The sequence below is a fragment of the Caulobacter sp. Root343 genome (assembly GCF_001425745.1).
Lineage (GTDB): Bacteria > Pseudomonadota > Alphaproteobacteria > Caulobacterales > Caulobacteraceae > Caulobacter.
The window spans coordinates 1,129,399-1,152,671 of the sequence record NZ_LMDF01000007.1; the positions used below are offsets into that span (position 1 = coordinate 1,129,399).

The 23,273-nt window shown below is 68.6% G+C and carries 24 protein-coding genes; 19 read left to right on the forward strand and 5 right to left on the reverse strand.

The annotated features are described in order from the left end of the window. Positions 1-163: 163 nt before the first annotated feature. From lptC to spt, 7 genes are all read left to right on the forward strand, one after another. Positions 164-796 carry an LPS export ABC transporter periplasmic protein LptC gene (gene lptC, locus ASC70_RS17730; RefSeq protein ID WP_056052503.1) on the forward strand — a complete coding sequence of 211 codons (633 nt, stop codon included), beginning with the start codon at positions 164-166 and terminating at the stop codon, positions 794-796. Position 797: 1 nt separating this feature from the next. Then, positions 798-1,925: a hypothetical protein gene (locus ASC70_RS17735; RefSeq protein ID WP_056052506.1), complete on the forward strand. Its 1,128-nt coding sequence runs from the start codon at positions 798-800 to the stop codon at positions 1,923-1,925. Further along, a complete protein-coding gene (locus ASC70_RS17740) occupies positions 1,922-3,307 on the forward strand; it encodes a lipopolysaccharide biosynthesis protein (RefSeq protein WP_056052509.1) in 1,386 nt (461 codons plus the stop codon). Before ASC70_RS17735 ends, ASC70_RS17740 begins: the two co-directional genes overlap by 4 nt. Next, on the forward strand, positions 3,270-4,988 hold the full coding sequence (locus ASC70_RS17745; protein ID WP_082539770.1) for a fatty acyl-AMP ligase: 1,719 nt from the start codon (positions 3,270-3,272) through the stop codon (positions 4,986-4,988). Before ASC70_RS17740 ends, ASC70_RS17745 begins: the two co-directional genes overlap by 38 nt. Further along, on the forward strand, positions 4,981-5,925 hold the full coding sequence (cerR, locus tag ASC70_RS17750; protein ID WP_056052515.1) for a ceramide reductase: 945 nt from the start codon (positions 4,981-4,983) through the stop codon (positions 5,923-5,925). The genes ASC70_RS17745 and cerR overlap by 8 nt, the downstream gene beginning before the upstream one ends. A gap of 78 nt (positions 5,926-6,003) precedes the next feature. Beyond that, positions 6,004-6,255 carry an acyl carrier protein gene (locus tag ASC70_RS17755; RefSeq protein ID WP_047413332.1) on the forward strand — a complete coding sequence of 84 codons (252 nt, stop codon included), beginning with the start codon at positions 6,004-6,006 and terminating at the stop codon, positions 6,253-6,255. A gap of 3 nt (positions 6,256-6,258) precedes the next feature. Further along, the gene (spt, locus tag ASC70_RS17760) at positions 6,259-7,473 is read left to right on the forward strand and encodes a serine palmitoyltransferase (protein ID WP_047413330.1); all 1,215 of its coding nucleotides are present in this window, start codon (positions 6,259-6,261) and stop codon (positions 7,471-7,473) included. Positions 7,474-7,546: 73 nt separating this feature from the next. On the opposite strand, the gene ASC70_RS17765 is transcribed toward spt, so the two are convergent. From ASC70_RS17765 to ASC70_RS17775, 3 genes are read right to left on the reverse strand one after another with little or no spacing between them, the layout of a single operon-like run. Further along, entirely contained in the window at positions 7,547-8,428 is an 882-nt protein-coding gene (locus ASC70_RS17765; protein WP_056052518.1) for a hypothetical protein, read from the reverse strand. Further along, complete coding sequence (locus ASC70_RS17770) at positions 8,425-9,417, reverse strand: diacylglycerol kinase family protein (RefSeq protein WP_056052521.1); 993 nt, start codon at positions 9,415-9,417, stop codon at positions 8,425-8,427. The genes ASC70_RS17765 and ASC70_RS17770 overlap by 4 nt, the downstream gene beginning before the upstream one ends. Further along, on the reverse strand, positions 9,336-10,487 hold the full coding sequence (locus ASC70_RS17775; protein WP_056052524.1) for a CDP-alcohol phosphatidyltransferase family protein: 1,152 nt from the start codon (positions 10,485-10,487) through the stop codon (positions 9,336-9,338). The genes ASC70_RS17770 and ASC70_RS17775 overlap by 82 nt, the downstream gene beginning before the upstream one ends. 89 nt (positions 10,488-10,576) lie before the next feature. Here ASC70_RS17775 and ASC70_RS17780 point away from each other — a divergent pair, with 89 nt between their 5' ends. Next, positions 10,577-11,476 (forward strand): metallophosphoesterase, encoded by a 900-nt coding sequence (locus ASC70_RS17780; protein WP_047413325.1) that lies wholly within the window; start codon positions 10,577-10,579, stop codon positions 11,474-11,476. An 18-nt stretch (positions 11,477-11,494) separates the two neighbouring features. Here the strand turns inward: ASC70_RS17780 and ASC70_RS17785 are convergent, their stop codons facing one another. After that, positions 11,495-11,995, reverse strand: coding sequence for a DUF2141 domain-containing protein (locus tag ASC70_RS17785; RefSeq protein WP_047413323.1), 501 nt, complete (start codon positions 11,993-11,995; stop codon positions 11,495-11,497). 62 nt (positions 11,996-12,057) lie between these two features. On the opposite strand from ASC70_RS17785, the gene ASC70_RS17790 reads away from it, so the two are divergent. The 5 genes from ASC70_RS17790 to ASC70_RS17810 are packed head-to-tail and all read left to right on the forward strand — an operon-like array spanning position 12,058 to position 16,679. Then, entirely contained in the window at positions 12,058-12,495 is a 438-nt protein-coding gene (locus ASC70_RS17790) for an HIT family protein (protein WP_056052529.1), read from the forward strand. Further along, positions 12,492-13,712, forward strand: coding sequence for an LptF/LptG family permease (locus ASC70_RS17795; RefSeq protein ID WP_047413320.1), 1,221 nt, complete (start codon positions 12,492-12,494; stop codon positions 13,710-13,712). The genes ASC70_RS17790 and ASC70_RS17795 overlap by 4 nt, the downstream gene beginning before the upstream one ends. Next, the gene (locus tag ASC70_RS17800) at positions 13,709-14,770 is read left to right on the forward strand and encodes an LptF/LptG family permease (protein WP_056052532.1); all 1,062 of its coding nucleotides are present in this window, start codon (positions 13,709-13,711) and stop codon (positions 14,768-14,770) included. The genes ASC70_RS17795 and ASC70_RS17800 overlap by 4 nt, the downstream gene beginning before the upstream one ends. After that, positions 14,770-15,924, forward strand: a complete 1,155-nt coding sequence (gene bcerS, locus ASC70_RS17805; protein ID WP_056052535.1) for a ceramide synthase — start codon at positions 14,770-14,772, stop codon at positions 15,922-15,924. Before ASC70_RS17800 ends, bcerS begins: the two co-directional genes overlap by 1 nt. Next, positions 15,828-16,679: a nucleotidyltransferase family protein gene (locus ASC70_RS17810; RefSeq protein WP_082539771.1), complete on the forward strand. Its 852-nt coding sequence runs from the start codon at positions 15,828-15,830 to the stop codon at positions 16,677-16,679. The genes bcerS and ASC70_RS17810 overlap by 97 nt, the downstream gene beginning before the upstream one ends. Here ASC70_RS17810 and ASC70_RS17815 read toward each other — a convergent pair. Beyond that, entirely contained in the window at positions 16,676-17,434 is a 759-nt protein-coding gene (locus tag ASC70_RS17815) for an NTP transferase domain-containing protein (protein ID WP_056052541.1), read from the reverse strand. The two genes, ASC70_RS17810 and ASC70_RS17815, sit on opposite strands and share 4 nt — an antisense overlap. A 381-nt stretch (positions 17,435-17,815) precedes the next feature. Between ASC70_RS17815 and ASC70_RS17820 the strand changes: the two genes are divergently transcribed. From ASC70_RS17820 to ASC70_RS17840, 6 genes are all read left to right on the forward strand, one after another. After that, positions 17,816-19,018 carry a glycosyltransferase family 1 protein gene (locus ASC70_RS17820; protein WP_056052543.1) on the forward strand — a complete coding sequence of 401 codons (1,203 nt, stop codon included), beginning with the start codon at positions 17,816-17,818 and terminating at the stop codon, positions 19,016-19,018. Continuing rightward, positions 19,015-20,010: a flippase-like domain-containing protein gene (locus ASC70_RS17825; protein ID WP_056052546.1), complete on the forward strand. Its 996-nt coding sequence runs from the start codon at positions 19,015-19,017 to the stop codon at positions 20,008-20,010. Before ASC70_RS17820 ends, ASC70_RS17825 begins: the two co-directional genes overlap by 4 nt. Before the next feature lie 36 nt (positions 20,011-20,046). Then, positions 20,047-21,228 carry a DUF4331 family protein gene (locus tag ASC70_RS17830; RefSeq protein ID WP_056052549.1) on the forward strand — a complete coding sequence of 394 codons (1,182 nt, stop codon included), beginning with the start codon at positions 20,047-20,049 and terminating at the stop codon, positions 21,226-21,228. Between the two features lie 3 nt (positions 21,229-21,231). Beyond that, positions 21,232-22,044 (forward strand): DUF4198 domain-containing protein, encoded by an 813-nt coding sequence (locus tag ASC70_RS17835; RefSeq protein ID WP_082539772.1) that lies wholly within the window; start codon positions 21,232-21,234, stop codon positions 22,042-22,044. 85 nt (positions 22,045-22,129) lie between these two features. Further along, on the forward strand, positions 22,130-22,282 hold the full coding sequence (locus ASC70_RS25310; RefSeq protein ID WP_164468820.1) for a hypothetical protein: 153 nt from the start codon (positions 22,130-22,132) through the stop codon (positions 22,280-22,282). Positions 22,283-22,287: 5 nt separating this feature from the next. Beyond that, complete coding sequence (locus ASC70_RS17840; protein ID WP_235519437.1) at positions 22,288-23,271, forward strand: alpha/beta fold hydrolase; 984 nt, start codon at positions 22,288-22,290, stop codon at positions 23,269-23,271. Positions 23,272-23,273 lie beyond the last annotated feature (2 nt).

Here is a 23,273-nt window from a genome sequence, read left to right on the forward strand (position 1 = left end):
GTAAGGATCACGCGGTTCGGCGCGCCAAACAACCTGGGCAGGCAACCGAACTTGACGGAGCCCCAACCGCCCCCATTTGCACCCCACCTCCATGCGCCAGGACCGCGCACCGGGAAACAAAGGTCTTGGGCGAATGACGACGTGGGACTATCCATTCCCCCAAATGCTCACCCAGACTGATGGCGCCTCCGCCGTCCCCCCCACCGAAAGCGCCGCTGAACGGGCCCGCAACCGCCGGCGGAAGCCGGTCCGACGGCTGCGCCTGGTCCTGGCCATCTTCGCCATCGGCGTCGGCGTGGCCGTGGTCGGCCAGGCCTCGTGGCGCAGTTTTATCTCGAACAAGCTTCAGACCCAGGCCGCCTCGACGCCGCTGCTGCTGAACAAGCCGCGCTTCACGGGCGTGCTGAAGGACGGCCGGGCCTTCCTGATCACCGCCGACCACGCCGAGCGTGACGCCAAGGACCAGAACCTGGTCCGCCTGACCACGCCGATTCTGGTGCGTGGCTATGGCGCGCCCAATCCCAGCCAGGCCACCGCCAAGTCCGGCCTCTATCGCGAGGCCGAGCACAAATTGCTGCTATCCGAGGACGTAAAGATCACCAGCGCCGAGGGCTACACGTTTGATGCCCCCCGGGCCTTGATCGACATGCGCACGGGCGAGGTCAGCGGCGACGCCGGCATCGCGGGAGGCGGCCCCAAGGGCAGCACCCGCGCCAACAGCTACAACGTCACCGACAAGGGCGATCGCGTCGTGCTGAACGGCCGCGTTAGAACCCGGCTGGAGCCGCGACGCTGACGTGGCCGCCAGCAAACGCGTCTGTTTCCTCTATATCGCGCAGCACCATCAGGTTTGGCACAGCCTGTCGGTGGCCGTCGCCATGGCTCGACGGTGGCCGGCCATCAAGGTCGAGATCGCCGCGACCACGCCCGAACTGATCGACTATGTCGCCGGCCTGATCGCCGAACTGGGCGGCGCGCCGATCGAGCTCGTCCTGCTGCCGCCGGCGTGGCTGCGTCATTTCGGCGGCGGCGGCTTGCCGCCCAAGGCGCCGATGCTGATCGCCAACGCTCCGCGCCTGGCGCGCTACGACGCCGTGATTACGCCCGAGCGCACCACCGCCCTTTTACGCCGGCTGGGCGTGCGCCATCCGCTACTGGTCTACACCCAACACGGGGCCGGCGATCGCGGGGGCCCGTTCGAGCCGCGCCTGAAGGTTTTCGACCTGGTCATGGCCGCCGGCCGCAAGCAGCGCGACCGCATGCTGCAAGAGGGCTGGGTCACCGAAGACACCTGCGCCATGGTCGGCTATCCCAAATTCGACCTGGTCGACGACCTGCCGCAACGCGCCCCTCCCCAATTCGAGCGCCCCGGCCCCGTGGTGCTGTACAATCCGCACTTCCACGCCGAACTGGGCTCCTGGCCCAAGTGGGGCAAGCAGGTGTTGGAATTCTTCGCGGCCAACGACCGCTACAACCTGATCTTCTCTCCGCACATCCGCCTGTTCGAAACCGCCTCGACCGAGGAGCGCGCGGCGTTCAAGGCCTTTGCCGAGCACCCCCGCATCCACGTCGATCTCGGCGGGCCGGCGGCCGCGGACATGACCTACACCAAGGCCGCCGACCTCTATCTCGGCGACGTCTCCAGCCAGGTCTACGAGTTCCTGCGCACACCCAAGCCGTGCCTGTTCCTCAATTCCAGCGGCGCGACGTGGTGTGGCGATCCCAGCTTCCACCATTGGCTGTTCGGTCCCGTGCTGGAGGCCATCGACGGCCTGGGCGACGGGCTGGACGAGGCCTTCGCCAACCACGATCAATATCGCGAGACCCAGGTCTGGGGCATCGACGAGACGTTCGACGTCAGCAACACGCCCGCCTCCGTGCGCGCGGCCCGCGCCATCATCGACAAGCTGGAGCGCGTGGCATGACCGCCGCTCGGCCCCAGCTTGCCTCGACTTCCCCGCTCAAGAAGGTCCTGGCCAACGCCGGCCAGCTGCTAAGCGGCCGCGTGGTCAACGCGGTGGTCGGCCTGGCCTATATCGCCCTGACCGCCCGCAGTCTCGGCAAGGAGACGTTCGGCGTCCTGGTCCTGATCAACGCCTTCGCCCAGTTCCTGGGCGAGGTGGCGCATTTCCAGTCCTGGCAGACCCTGCTGACCTACGGCACCGGGCCGCTGATGGACAACGACAGGCCGAGATTTCAGCAGGTGCTGCGTCTGTCCCTGCTGCTGGACCTGATCAGCGGCGTCCTGGGGATCCTGCTGGGCGTGCTGGGGGCCTGGTTCTTCTGGCAGGAACTGCGCTGGCCGGAGGGCACGCACGGCTACGGCGCGCTTTACGCCCTGTCGATCGGGGTCATGACCTCGGCCACCGGCGTGGGCCTGCTGCGCCTGTTCGACCGTTTCCGATTCCTGGCCGCCGAGCAGGCGATCAGTTCGTTCGTGCGGATGATCGGTTGCGCCCTCTGCGCGGCGACCCACGCGCCGCTGCCCTACTTCCTGGCGGCCTGGGCGGCGGGGACGTTCGCCTCGTTCTTCTACATCGCCTCGATCGCCATCTGGGATCTGAACCGTCGCGGCCTGCTGAAGGGTTTCACCCTGGTCGGGCCGACCAGCCAGGGCTTCCCCGGCGTCTGGCGGTTCGCCATGGCCACCAACTTCTCCAGCACCCTGGACGTCGGCTTCACCCACGTGCTGACCATGGCGGTGGGCGCTCTGCTTGGTCCGGCTCAAGCCGCCTTCTGGCGGATCGGCAAGCAGGTGGCCGACGGCATGGCCAAGCCCGCCCGGCTGATGGTCCCCGCCCTCTATCCGGAGCTGGCCAAGATGCGCGCCACGGGTGGCCGGCTGGCCATGACCAAGCTGGCCGTGCAGATCGGCCTGATCGGCGGCGCCGCGGCGGGCGTGTTGCTGCTGGTCAGCCTGGTCGCGGGCCGCTGGATCTTGACCATCACCATGGGCGAGAGCTACGGCGCTGCGGCTGGCGTCATGAACTGGCAGGTCGCGGCCGCCGCGATCGGGGTCATGACCCTGCCGCTGGAGCCGATGCTGGTCTCGATGCGGGCTGCGGGCGCGGCCCTAGCCGTGCGCCTGGTGGTGGCGACCGCCTATCTCGCGGCCCTGGTTCCGCTGATCACGACGTTCGGCCTGACCGGCGCGGGCGCCGCGCTGGTTGCGGCCGCTTTGGCCATGGCCATTGGCATGTATTTCATGGCGCGCCGCAGGCTCGCCCGACTCGCGGCGGAAGATTCCTCCGCCCGCACCGAAAAAGACGATGAAGGCCTCTCTTATGATCACCCCCACGGCGTCTGACCGCAAAGTCCGGTTCGCCGACTTCCCGACCCTGACCGAGGCCCTCGACTTCGCCGCCAAAGGCGAAACGGGGATCAACCTGTATTCGCTGCGCGGCGAGCTGGTCGAAGCCCTGCCCTACGCCAAGCTGCGCGAGGATGCCCAGGTCCTGGCCCGCCGCCTGCTGGCCGCCGGGGCCAAGACCGGCGACAGCGTCGCCCTGCTGGCCGAGACCGACGGCGACTTCGTGCGGGCGTTCTTCGCCTGCCAATACGCCGGCCTGCTGCCCGCGCCCATGGCCCTGCCGACGCCCCTGGGCGGCCGGGAAGCCTATATCGAGCAGATCAAGACTCTCGCGAACTCCGCTCAGGCTCGAATTCTGATCGGTCCGGTCGGGCTGAAGGACTGGGTGGCCGAGATCGGCGAGCGCGCCGGGCTCGACTTCGCCGGCGTCCTGGCCGATCTGCCGGAGGACGGCGGCGCGCCCCTGCCGACCATCACCCCGGAAGATCCCTGCTACCTGCAGTTCTCGTCGGGCAGCACCCGCACCCCGACCGGTGTCCTGGTTCGCCACAAGGCGCTGATGGCCAACTGCGTGGCCATCACCCGCGACGGCCTGCAGGTAAAGCCGGAAGACCGCGCCATCTCGTGGCTGCCGCTCTATCACGACATGGGCCTGATCGGGTTCCTGCTCAGCCCGCTGAGCTGCCAGATGTCGGTCGATCTGCTGCCGACCGGGGCCTTCGTCCGTCGCCCGCTGCTGTGGATCGACCTGATCGGCCGCAACAGGGCCACCATCGCCTACAGCCCGACCTTCGGCTACGAGCTGTGCGCCCGCCGGGTGCAGGGCCAGCCGCTGGACGCCTATGACCTGGCCCATTGGCGCAGCGCCGGCCTGGGCGGCGACATGATCCGCATGCCGCCGCTGAAGGCCTTCGTCGAGGCCTTTGGCCCCGCCGGCTTCTCGGACAAGGCGTTCGTGGCCAGCTACGGCATGGCCGAGGCGACCTTGGCCCTGTCGATGGCCCCGCTGGGCAAGGGCCTTCGGGCCGAGACCCTGGACGTCGAGCGCCTGGAGCGCGACGCCGTGGCCGTCGACGCGCCGGAAGGCTCGGAACGCGCCCGCGACTTCGCCCGCTGCGGCCCGGCCCTGCCCGACCATTTCCTGGAAGTGCGCGGCGAGGATGGCCAGGTGCTGCCCGAGCGCGGCGTCGGCCGCATCTTCGCCAAGGGCCCCTCGGTGATGAGCGGCTATTTCGCCAATCCGGAAGAGAGCGCCCGTGTGCTGTCGGCCGACGGCTGGCTGGACACCGGCGACATCGGTTTCATCATCGAAGGCGAGATCGTCATCACTGGCCGCGCCAAGGACCTGATCATCCTGAACGGTCGCAACATTTGGCCGCAAGACCTTGAATGGACAGCGGATCATGAGATCGAAGGCCTGCGCAGCGGCGACGTCTGCGCCTTCGCGATCCCGGCCGAGCCGGAGGACCAGATCGTGGTCCTGGTCCAGGCGCGAGGTGGCGACGCCGACAGCCGCCTGGCCCTCGTCGAGTCGGTCACGACCCTGCTGCGCACCCGCCACGGGGTCGACGCCAAGGTGAAGCTGGTCGGCGCCCACGCCCTGCCCCAGACCTCGTCGGGCAAGCTGAGCCGGTCCAAGGCCCGCACCGCCTATCTGGCCGGGACCTACGGTGACTAGCAGGGTCGTCGCCGTCACCGGAGCCACGGGCTTCCTGGGCCGTCACCTGGTCCGCGCCCTGGCACAGGACGGCTGGCTCCCGCGCGTCCTGGTGCGCCGCGACCCGATCCACCCCCTCTGGCGCGAGATCGAGGTCGAGGTGGTTACCGGCGACCTGAAGACTCCGGGCGCGCTGGGTCGCCTCTGCGACGGCGCCGAGGTGGTCGTCCACGTGGCGGGCCTGATCAAGGCCGCCTCGCTGGAGGGCTTCAACGTCGTCAATCGCGATGGCGCCCGCGCCGCCGCCCGCGCCGCCAGCGCGGCAGGCGCGCGGTTCATTCTCGTCTCCAGCCTGGCGGCCCGCGAGCCCCAGCTGTCGAACTACGCCGCCAGCAAACGCGCCGGCGAGGACGCCGCGCGTGAGGCGGCGCCCGACGCCCTGATCGTGCGCCCGCCCGCGATCTATGGCCCCGGCGACACCGAAACCCTGGGATTTTTTCAGCTGGCCGCGAAAAGTCCGATCCTGCCGGTGCTCTCGCCGGCCAGCCGGATCGCGATGATTCATGTCCTGGATGCGGCGGCCAAGCTTGCGGATTTTTGCAAAAACCCCATTTCAGGCCTGATCGAGCTGTCAGATGTGCGGCGCGACGGTTACACCTGGGTGGAAATCATGAGCGCGGCTGGCGTCGTTATGGGCGCGAAACCGCGCTTCGTAAGGCTTCCCGACACTGCGATCTTAGCCGCCGGAGCCCTTGCGGACGCTTGGTCTTCAGCCACTCACACCCCGGCCGTATTCGGTTTTGGTAAGGCCAGGGAGTTGCTTCACGCCGATTGGACCCCATCTAGCGCTCCGATGGCGGAGAGAGTACCCAGCGTGTTCGGCCTGATTGATGGGTTCTCAAACACCGTCGATTGGTATCGTTCTGAGGGTTGGCTACCCAAAAATATCGTCGCCTAGTTCAAATATGGCGGAATTCTGACAGACTCGCCGTTACAGTAGTGTCACGGGTGGGGCTCCCGGAGGTTTGATTTAGATATGGAAACGGTGACGGATCTCAGCTTGCGCGAGATCGGGGTAGCGGCGAGCAAGGTTCTGGGACGCCCTGTCGAGGTGCGTGCAGAGTCGCATATCGGCCGTGATCTCGCCGTAGATTCCCTGGCCCTCATGAATATCATCATGGAACTCGAAGACACCTTCGACATCTCCATTCCTCTCGATCGCCTGGCCTCTGTCGAGACCGTTGGCGACCTTTCCAAACTGATCAATGATCTCCGGACTAGGGCTTAACTGATGGGGCTATTCGATAAGCACCTGGCCTATCGCGACGCGTACAAGGCCATCCAGGAAGCGGGCGCTGACCCGTTCAAGGTTCGCTTCGACTCGGTGATCTCGCCGACCGAGGGCGTCGTCGAGGGTCGTCCGACGATCCTGCTGGGCACCAACAACTATCTGGGCCTGACCTTCGACCAGGAAGCGATCGCCGCTTCGGTCAAGGCCGTCCAGGAGCGCGGCACCGGCACGACCGGCTCGCGCATCGCCAACGGCAGCTTCGAGGCTCACGTCGAGCTCGAGACCGAACTGGCCAAGTTCTACGGCCGCAAGCACGCCATGGTCTTCACGACCGGCTACCAGGCCAATCTGGGCGTGCTGTCGACCCTGGTGGGTCGCGGCGACCACCTGATCCTCGACGCCGACAGCCACGCCTCGATCTACGACGGCTCGCGGCTCGGCCACGCCGAGGTCATCCGTTTCCGTCACAACGACCCTGAAGACCTGGCCAAGCGCCTGCGTCGCCTGGGCGATGCGCCGGGCGAGCGTCTGATCGTGGTCGAAGGCGTCTATTCGATGATCGGCGACGTCGCGCCGCTGAAGGAAATCGCCGCGATCAAACGCGAGATGGGCGGCTACCTGCTCGTCGACGAAGCCCACTCGATGGGCGTGCTGGGCGCGACCGGCCGCGGTCTCGCCGAAGCGGCGGGCGTGGAAGAGGACGTCGACTTCATCGTCGGCACCTTCTCCAAGAGCCTGGGCGCCATCGGCGGCTTCTGCGTCTCGGACATGGACGACTTCGACGTCATGCGCGTCGTCTGCCGTCCGTACATGTTCACCGCCTCGCTGCCGCCGGCCGTGGTCGCCTCGACCGTGACGGCCCTGCGCCGCATGATCGAGCAGCCCGAGCTGCGCGACCGTCTGAACCACAACGCCAAGCGCCTGTACGACGGCCTGACGACCCTGGGCTTCCACACCGGCCCGACCGCCAGCCCGGTGGTCGCCACGACCATGCCGGACCAGGAACGCGCCATCGCCATGTGGAACGGCCTGCTGCAGGCCGGCGTCTACCTGAACCTGGCCCTGCCGCCCGCCACACCGGACAGCCGTCCGCTGCTGCGCGCCAGCGTCAGCGCCGCCCACACCAACGAACAGATCGACACCGTCCTGGCCACCTTCGCCGAAATCGGCGCGGCCCTCGGCGTCATCGAGCCCCTCAAGCGCGCCCGCGCTTAGAGGTCTCGCATCGTTGCAACGAAAACGCCCGGGCTCGCGCCTGGGCGTTTTTGTTTGCCGGTTGTCCGAGAAATCAGGCTGTTCGCCGCCGGTTCTTCCAGACCTTCAGCAGCACCGCCGGCGCCGACAGGATTGGATGCCGCTCCCGCCACGGCGTGACCTCGACCTCGACGCCCGTGTGCCGTTGGATCTTCCAGGCGGCGTAGCGCGCCGCGCCCTGGAAGGTGAAGGCCGCCTTGACCAGCCGCGCCACGTTCAGCGGCTTGCCCGCCAGTTTGCGCAGCCGCCAGGCCTTCCTCAGCCGCGTCCGCTCCGCCCCGGCCATCGCCGCGCCCTCGTCGCGCCAGACGGCCTCCATCACATGGTCGTAGCGCTGCGGGTCATAGGTCAGGATCGAAACCTCGCGGCCCGCCTTCTCGACCCGCAGCTCGGCCCGGTAGGTCTCCTGAAACAGCGCCGTCCACAGAGCGTGCGGGCTGGCGTCGACCGGTCCCAGGGCCTGGGCGAAGCGCGCGGCCGTGCGGCAGGCGTCGGTCACGGCGTCGACCACTGCCTCGCGCGCGCCTTCGGCCGCCCAGATCAGAGCGCAGGGCTGCACGAAGCGAGCCCAGATGGTGGTGTCCGCCCCGGCCCCGCTCGTCGCGCGCTGGAACTGGCCGAGAGTCATCGAGGCGACCTTGGCCCGCAGGACCAGTCCCCCCTGTTCCAGCTCGTGATAGCTGACGTCCGGCCACAGGATGCGGGTGAAGAAACCGCGCCAGCCCGCGGGCGGACGCTCGGTCAGGACGTAGTAGTCCAGCACGCCGGACAGGTCGCCCGTGCGCAGGATCGAGCCGTAGAACAGCACCCCTTGGACGCCCGGGAAGACGGTCGTCAGATGCTCGGCGAAGGCGGAGATCGGCGCGGGCGTCGGCGTGGAGAGCTCGGCCGCGACCAGGTCGCGAAGGCCGCTCATCCGACCAGGAACCTCAGGGGCGGACCGAGGCCGATGGTCAGGTCACCCCCCTCATAGACCTCGCCGTCCAGCACGAACGGCGCGCCGCCGGCCAAGCCGATCTGGTGGGGATCACGGCGGCGGTACCCAAGCCCCTCGAGGGCCGGTTCGGCCTTGCCGCTCAGCACCATCGGCAGGGCTTTCAGAAGCCGCCGCGGCGGAGCGTCGACGTCCAGCAGCTTCAGGCCCTCGCGCGGGACGCCGAAGGGCTTGAGGCCGAAAGGCAGGCGCTTGAGCGCCGTGGCCACGATGGCGAAGCGTTCGTCGCCAGGCTGGTCCTGGCCATCGATGGCTAGTTTGGCCGGCACACCCTCGCGCCACTCGTCCTTGGCTCCGCCGAACAGTGCGCCCAAGGTCGCCGTCAGGATGGTCACCGCCACGGCCAGATTATGGAAGAAACCGACCTTGTGGGCCTTCTGAGCCACGTTGGTGGCCTTCACCATGGCTCCGACGCCGAAGAAGAACCCTTGTAGACACGGCCGGCCATCGGCCCAGCTGACTCGCAGCGGCGGACGCGACTTGATCGTGGGTTCGGCCCGACGGGCGGCGATCAGGGCCTCTTCCAGCCGCCAATCCCTGGGCGTGCCCAGGTCGATGGCCAGGACGTTGGTCTTGCCCGACGGCAGCACGGCCAGCAGCGGCAGATCCTCGCCGAACGTGTGCGGCAGCAGGCTGATGACGTCGCGCACCGTGCCGTCGCCGCCATCGATGATCAGCAGGTCCAGGCCGTCGCGAGCGAAGTCCTCCAGCGCGTTCCTCAGGGCCTCGCGTCCGAACGGCTCGACCAGGCGCACGCCTTCGGGCGTGGGTCCCGGCGGGCGGGCCCGGTTGCCATGGCTCTTCGGATTGCGGACGACCCCGATGCGCGTCATTTCGACAGCCACGATTGGATGGAGCCCTTCGGCGCGGCCAAGCCCTGCAGAATCTGGACGGCGTGCACCAGGAAGCACACGGCCGTCCAGATCGCCACCAGGGTGAAGCCGACGTCCGGTCGTCCGACGAGGACGCAGGCAGTCATCAGGATCAGATTGGGATTACGGCGCGCCGTGATCAGGCGGAAGAAGCTGTCGAACGGTCGCCAGGCGTGCATTTCCAGCTTGAACAGGGCCAGGAAGATCCCCTCCTCCACCCGCTGGGCGACATAGCCGCCGATGACGATCGCCAGGCTCAAGCCCGCATAGGGGATCGACTGGCCGACCGCATAGACACCGACGAACCAGGCCCACCACCAGAACGGCGGATGCAGCAGGTCGATGCCGTGGTCGAACACATTGCCCCACTTGGACGAGGTCAGGGTCACCCGAGCCAGCTTGCCATCGACCGTGTCGAGGAAGGTCATGATCCAGGCGCAGACCAGACCCCATCCGAAGTGGCCGGTCCAGAACAGCCAGGTCGCGGCCAGGGTCAGCAGGAAGCCGATGAAGGTCACCTGGTTCGGCGTCATCTTCGCCAGGGCGCACCAGCGGGTGACGATCCGCGCCGGCGTCGGCCAGACATACTTGGTGACCAGGTCGGTGACGCCCTTGTACGAGCCCTGGAACAGCCGCTTCTCGACCGCGCGCACGGTTTCCGGCGTCAGGCGCTCAAGCACCGGCGGCTCGCGCTTGCGCAGGGCGCTGTTGTAGGCCGAACCCAGTTCCAGCGCGGTCAGGCGCGTGAGACGCGGATCCAGGGTCGAGGGATCCTGTCCGACGGCCAGTGACTCGCTGGCGGCGTAGGCCAGCTCGGCCGGCGCATGGACGGCCACGGCGCGGCCGGTCTCATCGACCAACACGGCGCCCTCGCGCCCCGCCAGGGCCTTGATCAGCGACTCGTCGAACACCCAGCCGGCGTCGACCGCCACCACCGGGTTCGACAGGTCGACCGCCGGTGTCTCGGCCAGCCCCAGGCGGCGATAGATCCGCGACAGGCGCTCGCTGGAGCTCATGCCCCAGATGCGCCCGCCGGCCTCGCCCACCGTCAGGGCGCGCGGTCCCCCGCCAGCCCGTGGGCCAGTCCGTGGGCCAGGCCCGTTTTGCATTTCACCGCTCAAAGACAGATATACCCCTTGTAACCCGAGCCGATTGATAAGCAGCTTCGGCTGCTTCGACCAGAACGACCCGAACCGTCTTGTCCATATACCGCATCGCGCACCTGTCCGACCCCCACTTGCCGCCGCCGCGGGGCGCTTTCGGCTGGAAGGACATCTTCACCAAGCGCCTCCTGAGCCGTATCGCCTGGCGCAAGAAGCGCGAGGTTCATCGGCCCGAGGTGCTGGCGGCCCTGGTCGCCGACCTGAAGGCCGCCGCCCCCGATCATGTGGTGATCAGCGGCGACCTCACCAACTTTGCTTCGCGTACGGAGATCGCGGCGGCGCGGGCCTGGCTGGAAACCCTGGGCGCGCCGGCGGACTTCACCGTCAGCCCCGGCAATCACGACGCCCTGGCCGGCCGCGGCGGCGCCGAGCGCTTCGCCACCTGGACACCCTGGCTGGGTGACGCCGGCGAGGTCAGCTTTCCGCAGGTGCGGGTGCGCGGTCCGGCGGCGATCTTCAATCTGTGTTCGGCCGTGCGGACCGCGCCCCACCTGGCCACCGGCCGCTTGGGCGACGACCAGCTACAGCGGCTGGACGCCCTTCTGGCCGACCCGGTCCACGCCGACCGGTTCCGGATCGTGGTGTTGCACCATCCGCCGCAGAAGGGCGCGGTGACCAAGCGCAAGGCGCTCGAAGACCAGGAGGCGCTGCGCGCCATCCTTGCCCGACGTGGCGCGGACCTCGTGCTGCACGGCCATGCCCACGAATCGCTCGTGGGCTCGGTTCCCGGTCCGAACGGTTCGGCCATTCCGGTGCTGGGCGTGTCTTCCGCCTCCGCCAAGCCCAGCGGCCATTCGCCGGCCCGCTGGCATACAATCGAGATCGAGCGTCGTTCCGCCGGCGGCTACCGGGCCAAGGTCGTGGCGCGCGGCATCGAGCCCGGGCGCGACAGTCTCAGCGAACTTGGCCGCTACAGCCTCGCCGACGTGTCCTGAAATGACGTGTCCTGAAATTCAGCGGGGATAACGAACCTTGATGCGGATCGTCGTCTCGCCCACGGGCTTGACGCCGAAGCGCACGGCGTCGAACGACGGCAGCCCGAACTTGGTCGGGGCGTCGTTGGAGAAGCCATAGCCCTCCGTCGGCATGCCCTCGGGGCTGCGGTCCAGTTCCTTGTCGCCGTTCGTGTCGTGAAAGACGAAGACCGCGTAGGCGTCGGCGGGCGACGGCAGATAGAAGCAGGCTTGGCTCATCGGGGCCGAGGTCTTGACCCGCTGGCGAGCCAGCTTGCCCCGCGGCGCCATGAAACGGCTGGGATCCCCTGGATAGACCGTGATGACGACCTCGCCCGCGTTCGAGCGCAGGGCGCCGACCTGCACGTTCAAGCGGGTCGCGGTCTTGCGGCCCACGCACTCCTTGTCCGTCAGCGATCGAGCCGCGCCCTCGGCGCGAGCGATTCCCGCCGTCGCGAACACCGCGAACATCGCACCGACGAGAACGGATCGTGCTTCCATGTAAAAGGCCGCATCCCTATTGTTACGCACGGGCGACATCAGCCCGAAGTTCCGGCTTTCTCATGACCAATCCTACCGCCCTGGCGTTCGGCTATCCCGGTTCCAAGATCGCGGAGACCGCTCACTGGCTGATTCTCGTCCGTCCTAAGCAACCGACATTTGGGTCTTTGGTCCTGGTGTGCAAGGAAGCTGTCCAGGCGTTCTCCGATGTGAGTCCCGCCGCCTTCGCCGATCTTCAGGTCGCGGTGGCCGGGATCGAACACCTGTTGAAGGCGCAAGTCGACTACGAGAAGATCAACTACCTGATGCTGATGATGGTCGACAAGGACGTCCACTTCCACGTGCTGCCCCGCTACGCCGGGACTCGCGAGCACGACGGCCAGGTCTTTCCGGACGCCGGCTGGCCCGCCGCGCCGGCCCTGGGCGCGGCCGTCGAGCTCTCGCCGGGGGCCATTGAACGCCTCGCCCGACGTTTCGCGCAAGCCTGGGTCCAAGCGTGAGCGCCAAAGACCTGCAAGCCGGCGGCCTTCGCCTGATCGATCGCTACCTGCTGCGCCTGCTGGTCTGGCCGCTGGTCGGCTGCCTGGGCGTCACGGTCGTGGCCTTGCTGCTGGAGCGCACCCTGCGCCTGCTGGACGTGCTGTCGCAAAGCAGCGCCCGCTTCGGCTACGTCTCGCAGTTGGCCGTCAATCTGGTGCCGCACTATATCGGCCTGGCCCTGCCGGTCGCCTTCTTCGTGGCGCTGTTCATCGTCATCGCGAAGCTGTCGGACGGCTCGGAGATCGACGCCCTGCTCGCCAGCGGCCAGTCGCTGGAGCGGATCGCCGCGCCATTCCTGGTCGTCGGCGTCTTGCTCGGCGTCTTCAGCGTGGTCGTGTTCGGCTACATGCAACCCTACAGCCGCTACACCTTCCGCGCGGTCATGCACGCGGCGATCAACGCCGGCTGGAACGGGCGTCTCGCGGGCGGGGCCTTCATCGACGACAAGGGCTCGCTGCTGACCGCCGACAGCGCCGACGTCGCCGGCCAACGGCTGACCCGCGTCTTCATCCGCCGCCTGGACTCCCGCGGTCAGGAAGAGATCATCACCGCCGCCTCGGCCGACCTCAAGATGGACCCCGGCGGCAAGACCATCACCATGGACTTGCGCGACGGCCGCCGCATCGCCCATGACGCCGCCGGCGCCTACCGCAACCTGGCCTTCGACAGCCTGACCACCCAGACGCCCCTGGCCGCCGCCGCGGTGCTGCTGCGCGACCGAGGCGGCGACGAGCGGGAACTGACGCTCGGCGAACTGGCCAAGCAGGCCAAGTCTCCCCATCCGGTGGTCTCCAAGGCTACCCTGCTGAGCGAGCTGTACGGCCGCTGGGCGCGGGCCATCTTCCTGCCGTTCCTGCCGCTGCTGGCCTTCCCCTTCGGCTTGGCGTCGAAGCGCGGCAACCGAGGTCCGGGCCTGGTGATGGCCGGCCTGCTGTTGTTGGCCTTCCAGCACTCGCTGCTGCTGGGCCAGGGCATGGCCAAGGTCGGCATGGTCCCGCCGTTCCCGGCGATCTGGGTTCCCTTCACGGTGTTCGCCTCCCTGGCCGTCTGGCTGTTCGTCGGCAGCCGCACCCGCCCCGGCGACACGCCGGTCTCGCGTCTGGTTCGCCGCATCAACAACCTGGTCGCGCGCGTTGTCCGCGCCATGCCTAAACCGAAGAAGCGGCGTCCCGCATGAAGCTGCAGCTCTACGTCCTGCGGACCGCCGCCAGCCGCATCCTCGTCGCGGCCCTGATCCTGATGTCCATCCTGCAGATGCTGGACCTGCTGGATGTCACTCCCGACATCCTCGAGCGCGGCCTCGGCGTGGCGGGCGTGGCCTATTACGCCGCCCTGCGCCTGCCGCGCCTGTTCGAGCAGGTCGGTCCGATCGCCGTGCTGGCTGGCGGCCTGTTCGCCTTCTCGCAGCTGGCCCGCGAAAGCGCCGTGGTCGCCATGCGCGCCAGCGGCATTTCCGGCTATCGCATCGTCGGCATGGCCATCCCGGCCGCGGTCGCGGTCATGCTGCTGGACGTCCTCTGCAGCCAGGTGCTGGCCCCGCGCGCCGACCCGATCCTGGCTGACTGGTGGAAGAACACGACGCCGGTCGCCGAGCGTAAGGTTCCCCCGCCTCGCACTTTCCGCGCCGGAACCGACCTCGTCATGGCCGCCAGCGCCTCGGCCGACGGTCACGACATGACGGGCGTCACCGTCTTCCGCCGCGACACCAAGGGCATCCTGATCGAGAAGGTCGAGGCCGCCCGCGCGCACTACAAGGGCGGAGCCTGGGCGCTGGAGCAGCCGAAGACCACCCGCTTCACCGGCGACCTGGCCCAAATTTCGACGGGGGCCATGACCACTTGGCCAACGGCCCTGCGGCCGCAGGACGTACAGGGCCTGTTCGGCGATGACGGCGTGCCCACCGCCGCCTCGGCTCGCCGAGCGCTGCAAAACGGCGGCTCCGACCGTCCGGAAAGCTTCTACGCCACGCACCTGCAGGCGGCCTTCGCCAGCCCGTTCGTGTCGTTGGTCATGCTGCTGCTCAGCGCGCCCGTGGCGCTGGCGAACTTCCGTAGCGGCCAAGGCGCCGTCCTGCTCACAGCGGGCTTGGCGGCCGGCCTCATGTTCCTGGTGACCAATGGCATGCTGACCGCGCTTGGCGAGTCCGGCGCCCTGTCCCCCATCCTGGCCGTCTGGGCCGCTCCCGCGATCTTCGGCGCCCTCGCCGCTCGAACCTTCTTGGCCCTGGAGGGGTGATGCCTTTCGACTCCACGAACGCCGACCTCTCGGTCATCCCGGTCAAGACCGCCGAGGAGCTGAAGCGATTCATCGCCCTGCCCGCGCGCCTCAACGCCAAGGATCCCAACTGGATCACGCCGTTGACCATGGAGCGGATGGAAGCCTTGTCGCCGAAGACCAACCCGTTCTTCGATCACGCCGAGGTGCAGCTGTTCATCGCCACGCGCGGTGGCCGCGACGTCGGCCGGATCAGCGCCCAGATCGACCAATTGACCCCGCAGCCCGCACCCGGCCGCCTGGACGGCCACTTCGGCATGATCGCCGCCGAGGACGACGCGGCGGTGTTCCAGATCCTGTTCCGCGCCGCCGAGGACTGGCTGCGCGCCCGCGGCCGCACCCACGTGGTCGGCCCGTTCAACCTGTCGATCAACGAAGAGGTCGGCCTGCTGGTCCACGGCTTCGACACGCCGCCGATGATCCTGATGGGCCACGATCCGGCCTATACCGGCAAGCGGGTCGAGGAGCAGGGTTACGCCAAGGCCCGCGACGTCTTCGCCTACCGCGCCGACGAGACCGGCGACATCCCCGAGATCGCCCAGCGCCGGGTCAAGCGCGGCCTGCCCTCGGGCGTCGTGCTGCGCCAACTGGACATGAAGCGCTACGACGAGGAGGTCCAGACCCTGACGGACATCCTCAACGACGCCTGGAAGGACAACTGGGGCTTCACCGCCACCACCGAGGCCGAGACCCGCCAGTTGGGCAAGGCCTTGAAGCAGGTGATCGACAAGCGCCTGATCTGGTTCGCCGAGATCGACGGCGAGGCGGCGGGCGTCGTGGTCTTCCTGCCGAACGTCAACGAAGCCATCGCCGACCTGAAGGGCAAGCTGCTGCCGTTCGGCTGGGCCAAGCTGCTGTGGCGCCTGAAGGTCAAGGGCGTGAAGTCGGCCCGCATCCCGCTAATGGGCGTCAAGCGCAAGTTCTCGACCACCCAGCGCGGCCGCATGCTGCCGTTCTGGATGATGAAGGCCAGCCGCGATAGCGCCATCGGCCTGGGCTACAACCGCTTCGAGATCTCGTGGGTGCTCGAGGACAACACCGCCATGTGCCACATCGCCGAAAACGTCGGCGGCACGCACTACAAGACCTACCGGATCTACGAGAAGGCTCTGTGATCAGCCACTTCAAGGCGCTGATCCTGGCCGGCTCGCGCGGCGGAGAGGTCGATCCGGCCGCCGCCTATGCCGGGGTCGCCCACAAGGGCCTGATCGTCCTGCAAGGCCAGACCTTGCTGGCGCGCGTGCTCGGCGCGGTCGAGGCCGCCGGCGCGGCCACGATCGGCGTCTCGGCCAATGACGAGACGATCCGCGCGGCGCTGGCAGGCGCGAAAGCGGTCATCCTGCCGCCCGCCGCCGGTCCCAGCCAGAGCGTCGCCGACGGCGCGGGCGCCCTGGGCTTCCCGCTGATCGTGACCACGGTCGACCACGCCCTGCTCAAGCCCGAATGGATCACCCAGTTTCTGGCCGACACGCCCGACTGGGCCGACGTCGCCGTGCTGCTGGCCCCCGAGGACCGCGTGCGCGCAGCCGCGCCCCAGACCAAGCGGACCTATCTGAAATTCCAGGACGGCCGCTATTCCGGCTGCAACCTGTTCCTGCTGCGCGACGAGCAGGCGATGGGCGTCGTCCAACTGTGGCGCAAGGTCGAGGCCCTGCGCAAACAGCCCTGGAAGATCGCCGCCATGCTGGGGCCGAGCTTCCTGCTCCGCTATGTGCTGGGCTTGCTGACGCTGGACCAGGCCGTGGCGCGGCTGGGCAAGCTGGCCGGCGTCAAGGCCGCGGCCGTGCGCGCCCACGACGGCTTGGCCGCCGTGGACGTCGACAAGCCGTCGGACCTGGATCTGGTGCGGGAACTGGTGGGCGAGGCCTAGGCCGAAACCGCTTCCTTGGCCGCCCAGGCCTCGGTCAGCGCGCGATTGCCGACCAGGTCTTCCGGGAAGTCCATCTCGGCCCAGTCCAGACCCTCGATCGAGCGCACGCGCACGGCGTCGTGATTCTGGGCGATCTCATTGATCACGCTGAGATACCAGCGCTTCAGGCCTTCCGGCGTGCGCATGATCGCTTCCAGCGTCGCGATGAACAGCGCCGCGCCCTCGGCGTCGAAGCGCAGGAAGCCGATCGACTCAGCGTCGTATTGCGTGATGGTCTTGCCGATGGCGCGCAGGGCGTCGCCGTCGGTCAGCACCTTCATGTCATCGGCGTCGTACGAGCCCTTGCGGTCGACTGTCACCGTGATCGGCGCGGCGGGCGCGCTGATCAGGCGCTCGGCGATCGCCGGCTCGAACAGAGTGTCGCCATTGAGGATCATGAACGGCCCGCCGCGCATCTCCTCGCGCGCCAGCCAGCAGGTCGCGAGGTTGTCGGTCAGGCTGTAGAACGGATTGTAGAGCGTGCGGACGCTCATGCCCGGCAGCTTCAGGCGCGCCACCTCGGCCTCGACCAGGTCACTGCGGAAGCCGGTGACCACCACGGCCTCGGTCACGCCGGCCTGATGCAGGTGGCGCAGCTGCCATTCCAGGACCGAGCGCCCGGCCAGCTCGACCAGGCACTTGGGGCGATCGTCGGTCAGCGGCGACAGCCGCTTGCCCTGGCCGGCGCTGAGGATGAGGGTCTTGACCGGCTGCATGACGTTTCGAAATCTCGCTGGGTTCGGGGCGTCTTCGCCCCGGTAGGAATCGTTGGACCGCGCGCTTGGCGGCCGCGAGCGCATAACTGAGCACGAACCCGCCTCACGGCAAGGGCGCTCGGCTTTTCAAAAGCGGTCATGGCGTCGCGGCGCAAGCCCTCGCGGGCGCTTTTCGGAAAAACGCGTCGCGCTGGCGACGGTGACAAGCCCCTGAGCCCTCCCAAGATCAACGCTACTCACGGTTCAGCTTGGGTTCAGCTTGACCTGAAGATTGTCCCTTCATCGGCCAGGACGCCCCTTCCGGAAACTGAACCGTTCTCCCATATGGCCATTGTCATACGGAGGATTTGGGGGGCCTCGACAGTAACCAACGGAGGCGTCGTGCAGCTCGCGGAAAGATTCAATCGTCAGCCCGCTGAGGAAAAATCCGCCGAAGGCCTGCGCCTGGCGTTGTTCTCCGGCAACTACAACTACACGCGCGACGGCTCGAACCAGGCCCTGAACCGGCTGGCGGCCTATCTGATCGGAGCGGGCGCCCAGGTGCGCGTCTACTCGCCCACCACCGACACGCCCGCCTTTGAACCCGCCGGCCAGCTGGTCTCGGCGCCCTCGGTGGCGATCCCTGGCCGCGCCGAGTACCGCCTGGCCCTGGGCCTGACCCGCGCCCTGCGCGCGGATCTCGACCGGTTCCAGCCGACGGCCATCCACCTCTCGGCCCCCGACCTGCTCGGCGCTCAAGCCGGGCGCTGGGGCCGCAAGCAGGGCCTGCCCGTGGTCGCCAGCCTGCATACGCGGTTCGAGACCTATCTGTCGTACTACGGCCTCGACTGGCTGCGGCCGAGCGCCGAGCGCTATTTGGACCGCTTCTATCGCGGCTGCGACCGGGTCTTGGCCCCCAACGCGCCGATCGCCGACCTCTTGCGCCAACAGGGTCTGGGTGAACGCGTCCGGGTCTGGGGTCGTGGCGTCGATCGCGAGCGGTTCTCCCCCGCGCGCCGCGACACCGCCTGGCGCCGGTCGCGGGGTGTCGCCGACCACGAGGTCGTCGTCGCCTTCCTGGGTCGGCTGGTCATGGAAAAGGGCCTGGATGTCCTCTCCGAGACCATGGTCCGCCTGCGCGGCCAGCCGATCCGCCCGCTGATCATCGGCGACGGCCCCGCCCGGGCGTTCCTGGAAGCCAAGCTGCCCGAGGCGATTTTCACCGGCCATCTCGACGGCGAAGCCCTGGGCCGCGCGGTGTCCAGCGCCGACGTCCTGTTCAACCCCAGCCTGACCGAAGCGTTCGGTAACGCCAGCCTCGAGGGCATGGCGGCGGGTCTGGCGGTGCTGTGCCCCCGCGCGCCCAGCACCAGCGCCTTGATCACCGGCGGCCTCGACGGCGTGCTGATCGAAGGCGCCGACGCCAAGGCCTATGCCGGAGCGATCCAGAGCCTGGTCGCCGAGCCGATGCGCCGCCTGCGCCTGGGCCGGGCCGCGCGGATGTCCAGCGTCCGCTACGACTGGAACGCGATCTGCGGGTCGGTGGTCGACGTCTATCGCGAGCTGGGCGCGGCGCCGACTCAGCGTGCGCGCTCGGCGGCATGACCAAGCAGACCACGACGCCACCTTGGCGAGGTTGGCTGCTGACGGCCGGTGTCGCCTTGCTGGCGCTCCTGCTGGCCACCCATGGCGTGGGGGCCGTACGCGAGATCGTGCAGCGGGTCGGCTGGCAGGCGATCCTGGTCGTGGCCGCCCATCTGCCCGTCACCCTGCTGGCCACGATCGGCTGGCAGGTGCTGTTGCCGCCGGATCGGCGTCCGCCTTTGGGCTTCCTGTTCCGCCTCCGTCTGATCAAGGAGGCCGTCAACGCCCTGCTCCCGGTCGCCCAGGTCGGCGGCGACGTGGTGCGGGCCAAGCTCTCCGTCCGCGATGGCCTGACCCAGGCCGAGGCCACGGCCAGCTGTGTCGTCGACGTGCTGACCGGTATGATGGGCCTGGTGCTGTTCGTCCTGGCCAGCCTGGTCGTGGCGATGACTACTCTGCATGACCCACGCCTGGCGCAGGCCGGACTGGCCCTGATCGTCCTGGTCGCCGCGATCGCTCTGTCACTGTTCGTCGCCCACAAGGCCGGCGCCGGCCGACGCCTCGGACAGTTCTCGCAACGCTGGACCGCCGTCGCCAGCCGGGTCGGCGAACTGGGCCAGGCCTTTCGCGGTATCGGTCGCCAGCGCGCCAACCTGTTCGCCTCCTGGGCCTGGCACATGGCCGCCTGGATCGGCGGCGCGTTCGAGACCTATGTCTCGATGTGGGCGCTGGGCCTGAGCCCCACCCTGCTGCAGGCCTTGATCGTCGAGGGCTTGGCCCAGACAGCCAAGGTCGTCGGCTTCGCCATTCCCGGCGCCCTGGGCGTGCAGGAAGGCGGTTATCTGCTGCTGGGCGGAGCCCTGGGCCTGACGCCCGATCAGGCCCTGGCCCTGTCGCTGCTGCGCCGCCTGCGCGAGCTGACTCTGGGCGGGATCGGCCTGGTCCTGTGGCGCGCGACGCGCTCGCCGGCGTCGATCGCTAAAGAATCCGACAGCGAGGCGGCGGTCGCCTGAGGCCTATCAGGCGGGTCAGCAACCGCCGGATCGCCCATGCGCCCCTTCCTCTGGACCACCGCCGCCTTCGCCGGCTTCGCCCTGTTGGCCGGCCACGCCGCCGCCTCGGACCATCTCGACACGCCCAGCGTCATCGCCGACGCCCGCGCCGACGTCGGCGACCTCTACGCCTGGACAGCGCCGGACGGTCGTCACCTGAACCTGGTGATGCCGATCGTCGGGCACGGCTTCTCCGACCGCTTGACCTACGCCTTCCATATCGACAGCGGCCGGCGGTTCGGGGCGACGACGGCCAGCGTCACCCTCACTTGCCGGTTCCCGAGTCCAGGTCAGGCCGACTGCCGCCTCGGCAAGGACGTCGCCCAAGGCGCAGCCATGGCGTCAGAGGGGTTGCGCAGCCGCCATGGCCAGTTCCGCGTCTTCGCCGGACTGCGGGACGATCCGTTCTTCAACAACGTGCGCGGCACGCGGGCGGCCTATGATGTCGCCGCCGACGCCCTGAAAGCAGGCGCGCCGGTCGACGTCGCGGGCTGCCCGACCTTCGACACGGCCACGGTCGCCGCGATCCGCCACGAATGGCGCCACACGAAAGGCGGCCCGCCCCAGAACCTGCTGGCCGGCTGGACTCCCGCCTCGATCGTCGTCCAGGTCGAGCTGAAGGCCGTCGCCAAGGGCGGGCCGATCCTGGCCGTCTGGGCCAGCACGACCTCCAACCAACGCCAGATCGACCGCGCGGCCAGGCCACTGACTGGCAACGCCCTGCTCGGTACGATCGCCAGCGACGCCGAACAGGACCGGATGAAGGAGGCCTACAACGCTGCTACGCCGGCCGACGGCGAGCAATTCGTCGCCGAAATCGAGAAGAGCCTGGCCCTCTATGACGGCTTTGATGGCCAGTGCGGCAATCAACTGCTGGCGTCGCCGAAGGTCGAGACCCACCGCTACCTGGCGCTGGCGCGGCTACTGGCCGACGATCGCCAGTGGGTGAACAGCGGCTCGAGGATCTGTACGCAGCTGTTCGCGATCGAGATGGCGGCGCTGGCCGGCCGCCCGACCGGCGGCGACTGCGGCGGCCGCGCGCCCAGCTACAGCGCCGTCAACGTCTATCGCTCGCTGTTGGTCGACGGGACCAACACCAGCATCGACGACGGCTTGAGCCACGACGAGCAGCCGGTCTCGGACACCGCCTTCCCGTTCCTGTCGCCGCCGAAATCCTGACCGATGCGCCCTCGTCTCCTCTTGGGCGTCGCCGCCCTGGCCTTGGCCGTCGCGCCGCCGGCCTTCGCCCATGATTTCTGGCTACAGCCGCAGGCCTTCCAGATCGCCGCCGGCGCGACCACTCCCCTGACCTTGCAGGTCGGCCACGGCGGCGCCCGCCAGCGCTCGCCGATCCGCAAGGACCGCATCGTCCGGTTCGAGGCCGTCGGCCCCGAAGGGCGACTGGATCTTGCCAGTGACCTGCATCCGGGAGAGCCGGACGAGGACGGCCGTCTTCGCCTGTCCGCGCCCGGTCAGTACGTCGTGCTGCTGACGACCGACGACCACGCCGAGAGCCACCTGCCGGCCGATCGCTTCAACCTGCATCTCGAGGCCGAAGGCCTGACGCCCGCCCAGGAGGTTCGCCGCCGCCAGCGCCGCGAGGCCACGGACGGTTCCGAGCGCTACAGCCGCGTCGCCAAGGCCATCGTCCAGGTGGGGAGCGGCGGAACGGCCGCCAGCCTAGCGCCTTTGGACCTGCCGCTGGAGATCGTGCCCGAGGCTGATCCCTATGCGTCGGGCCGATCGTCCGATCTGCCCGTGCGCGTCTACCAGCACGACCGCCCGTTGGCCGGCGCCTTGGTCAAGCTGACGGACCTGACCCACGACGCCGAGCCGGTCGAGACCCATCGCACCGATACCGCCGGCCGCGCCCGCTTCCAGATCCCACCGCACGGCGCCTGGCTGCTGACCGTCGTCTGGACCCGTCCCCTGCCCGCCGACGCCGAGGTCGATTTCGAGACCGTGTTTTCCAGCCTCAGTCTGGGCGATCGCTAAAGATCCTGACAGCGACACGGGTCCCGGACGTGGTCCTTCTCATCCCGACGAAACATCCAAAGACGCCAAGACAGGAGATCCTCCCATGGACCCCAAGACCTGCGCCGCCTGTGACTGCGAGCTGGAGAGCGACGCCATCACCGTGACCATCGGCGGCAGGACCGTAGAGGTCTGCTGCCAGGCCTGCGCCGTGCTGCTGGGCGAGGCCCAGACAGCTATCGCTGGTCCGGAGGCGTGAGCCCGATGCGCACCGACATGACCCGCCGCCGCTGGCTGATCGCCTCGACAGGCCTGGCCGCTACAGCCCTGCTCAGCGGCGCCGCCCGCGCCCACGGCTTCGACGCCGAGGATGACGCCGACGCCGCCGAGCGCTGGACCCGCGAGCGCCGCTTCCAGACCACGCCCTATGGCCGCACCGCCTATATCGATCGAGGCGCCGGCCCTACGGCGCTGTTCCTGCACGGTTTTCCGCTGAGCGGCTTCCAGTGGCGCGGGGCCATTGATCGCCTGTCGAAGATCCGCCGCTGCCTCGCGCCCGACTCCATGGGCCTGGGCTTCACCGAGGTCTTGCCCGGCCAGTCGGTGACGCCGGACGACCAGGTGAAGATGCTGATCGCCTTCTTGGACGCTCTGTCGGTCGATGCGGTGGATCTCGTCGCCAACGACAGCGGCGGGGCGGTGGCCCAACTCCTGGCCATCCGTCACCCCCAGCGCGTGCGTTCGCTGCTGCTGACCAATTGCGACGTCGAGCCCGACAGCCCGCCGCCGGCCCTGAAGCCGGTGTTCGAGCTGGCCGAGATGGGTATCTGGCCCGACGCCTGGTTGGCCCCCTGGCTGAAGGACAAGGCCAAGTGCCGCATGCCCGACGGCCTGGGCGGCATGTGCTTCTCCAACCCGGAGCATCCGACCGATGCGGCCATCGAGCAGTATCTCGGCCCCATTCTGCAATCGGTCGAACGCAAGGATCTGGCCAACCGCTACGCCCTGGGCCTGAAGCCCAATCCGCTGGCGGGGATCGAAGGCGATCTGCGCAAGCTGGACATCCCCGTGCGCGTCGTGTGGGGGATGAGCGACGATATCTTCGCCAAGGACAACCCGGACTATCTGGCCCGAGTCCTGCCCCGCGTGGAGGGCGTCCGTCGAATTCCGGAAGCCAAGCTATTCTTCCCCGAGGAGTATCCCCATATCCTCGCCGAGGAAGCACGGCGCCTATGGAAGGTCGCCTAGAG

Bases quoted from the DNA above. Each gene is read 5' to 3' on its own strand.
- ASC70_RS17775 (WP_056052524.1), bottom strand. From the start codon at position 10,487: ATGCAAAACGGGCCTGGCCCACGGACTGGCCCACGGGCTGGCGGGGGA.
- ASC70_RS17800 (WP_056052532.1), top strand. From the start codon at position 13,709: ATGAAGCTGCAGCTCTACGTCCTGCGGACCGCCGCCAGCCGCATCCTC.
- ASC70_RS17825 (WP_056052546.1), top strand. From the start codon at position 19,015: ATGACCAAGCAGACCACGACGCCACCTTGGCGAGGTTGGCTGCTGACG.
- ASC70_RS17785 (WP_047413323.1), bottom strand. From the start codon at position 11,995: ATGGAAGCACGATCCGTTCTCGTCGGTGCGATGTTCGCGGTGTTCGCG.
- ASC70_RS17835 (WP_082539772.1), top strand. From the start codon at position 21,232: ATGCGCCCTCGTCTCCTCTTGGGCGTCGCCGCCCTGGCCTTGGCCGTC.
- ASC70_RS17765 (WP_056052518.1), bottom strand. From the start codon at position 8,428: ATGAGCGGCCTTCGCGACCTGGTCGCGGCCGAGCTCTCCACGCCGACG.
- ASC70_RS17830 (WP_056052549.1), top strand. From the start codon at position 20,047: ATGCGCCCCTTCCTCTGGACCACCGCCGCCTTCGCCGGCTTCGCCCTG.
- ASC70_RS25310 (WP_164468820.1), top strand. From the start codon at position 22,130: ATGGACCCCAAGACCTGCGCCGCCTGTGACTGCGAGCTGGAGAGCGAC.
- ASC70_RS17755 (WP_047413332.1), top strand. From the start codon at position 6,004: ATGGAAACGGTGACGGATCTCAGCTTGCGCGAGATCGGGGTAGCGGCG.
- spt (WP_047413330.1), top strand. From the start codon at position 6,259: ATGGGGCTATTCGATAAGCACCTGGCCTATCGCGACGCGTACAAGGCC.
- ASC70_RS17745 (WP_082539770.1), top strand. From the start codon at position 3,270: ATGAAGGCCTCTCTTATGATCACCCCCACGGCGTCTGACCGCAAAGTC.
- ASC70_RS17840 (WP_235519437.1), top strand. From the start codon at position 22,288: ATGCGCACCGACATGACCCGCCGCCGCTGGCTGATCGCCTCGACAGGC.
- ASC70_RS17790 (WP_056052529.1), top strand. From the start codon at position 12,058: ATGACCAATCCTACCGCCCTGGCGTTCGGCTATCCCGGTTCCAAGATC.
- ASC70_RS17740 (WP_056052509.1), top strand. From the start codon at position 1,922: ATGACCGCCGCTCGGCCCCAGCTTGCCTCGACTTCCCCGCTCAAGAAG.
- bcerS (WP_056052535.1), top strand. From the start codon at position 14,770: ATGCCTTTCGACTCCACGAACGCCGACCTCTCGGTCATCCCGGTCAAG.
- lptC (WP_056052503.1), top strand. From the start codon at position 164: ATGCTCACCCAGACTGATGGCGCCTCCGCCGTCCCCCCCACCGAAAGC.
- ASC70_RS17815 (WP_056052541.1), bottom strand. From the start codon at position 17,434: ATGCAGCCGGTCAAGACCCTCATCCTCAGCGCCGGCCAGGGCAAGCGG.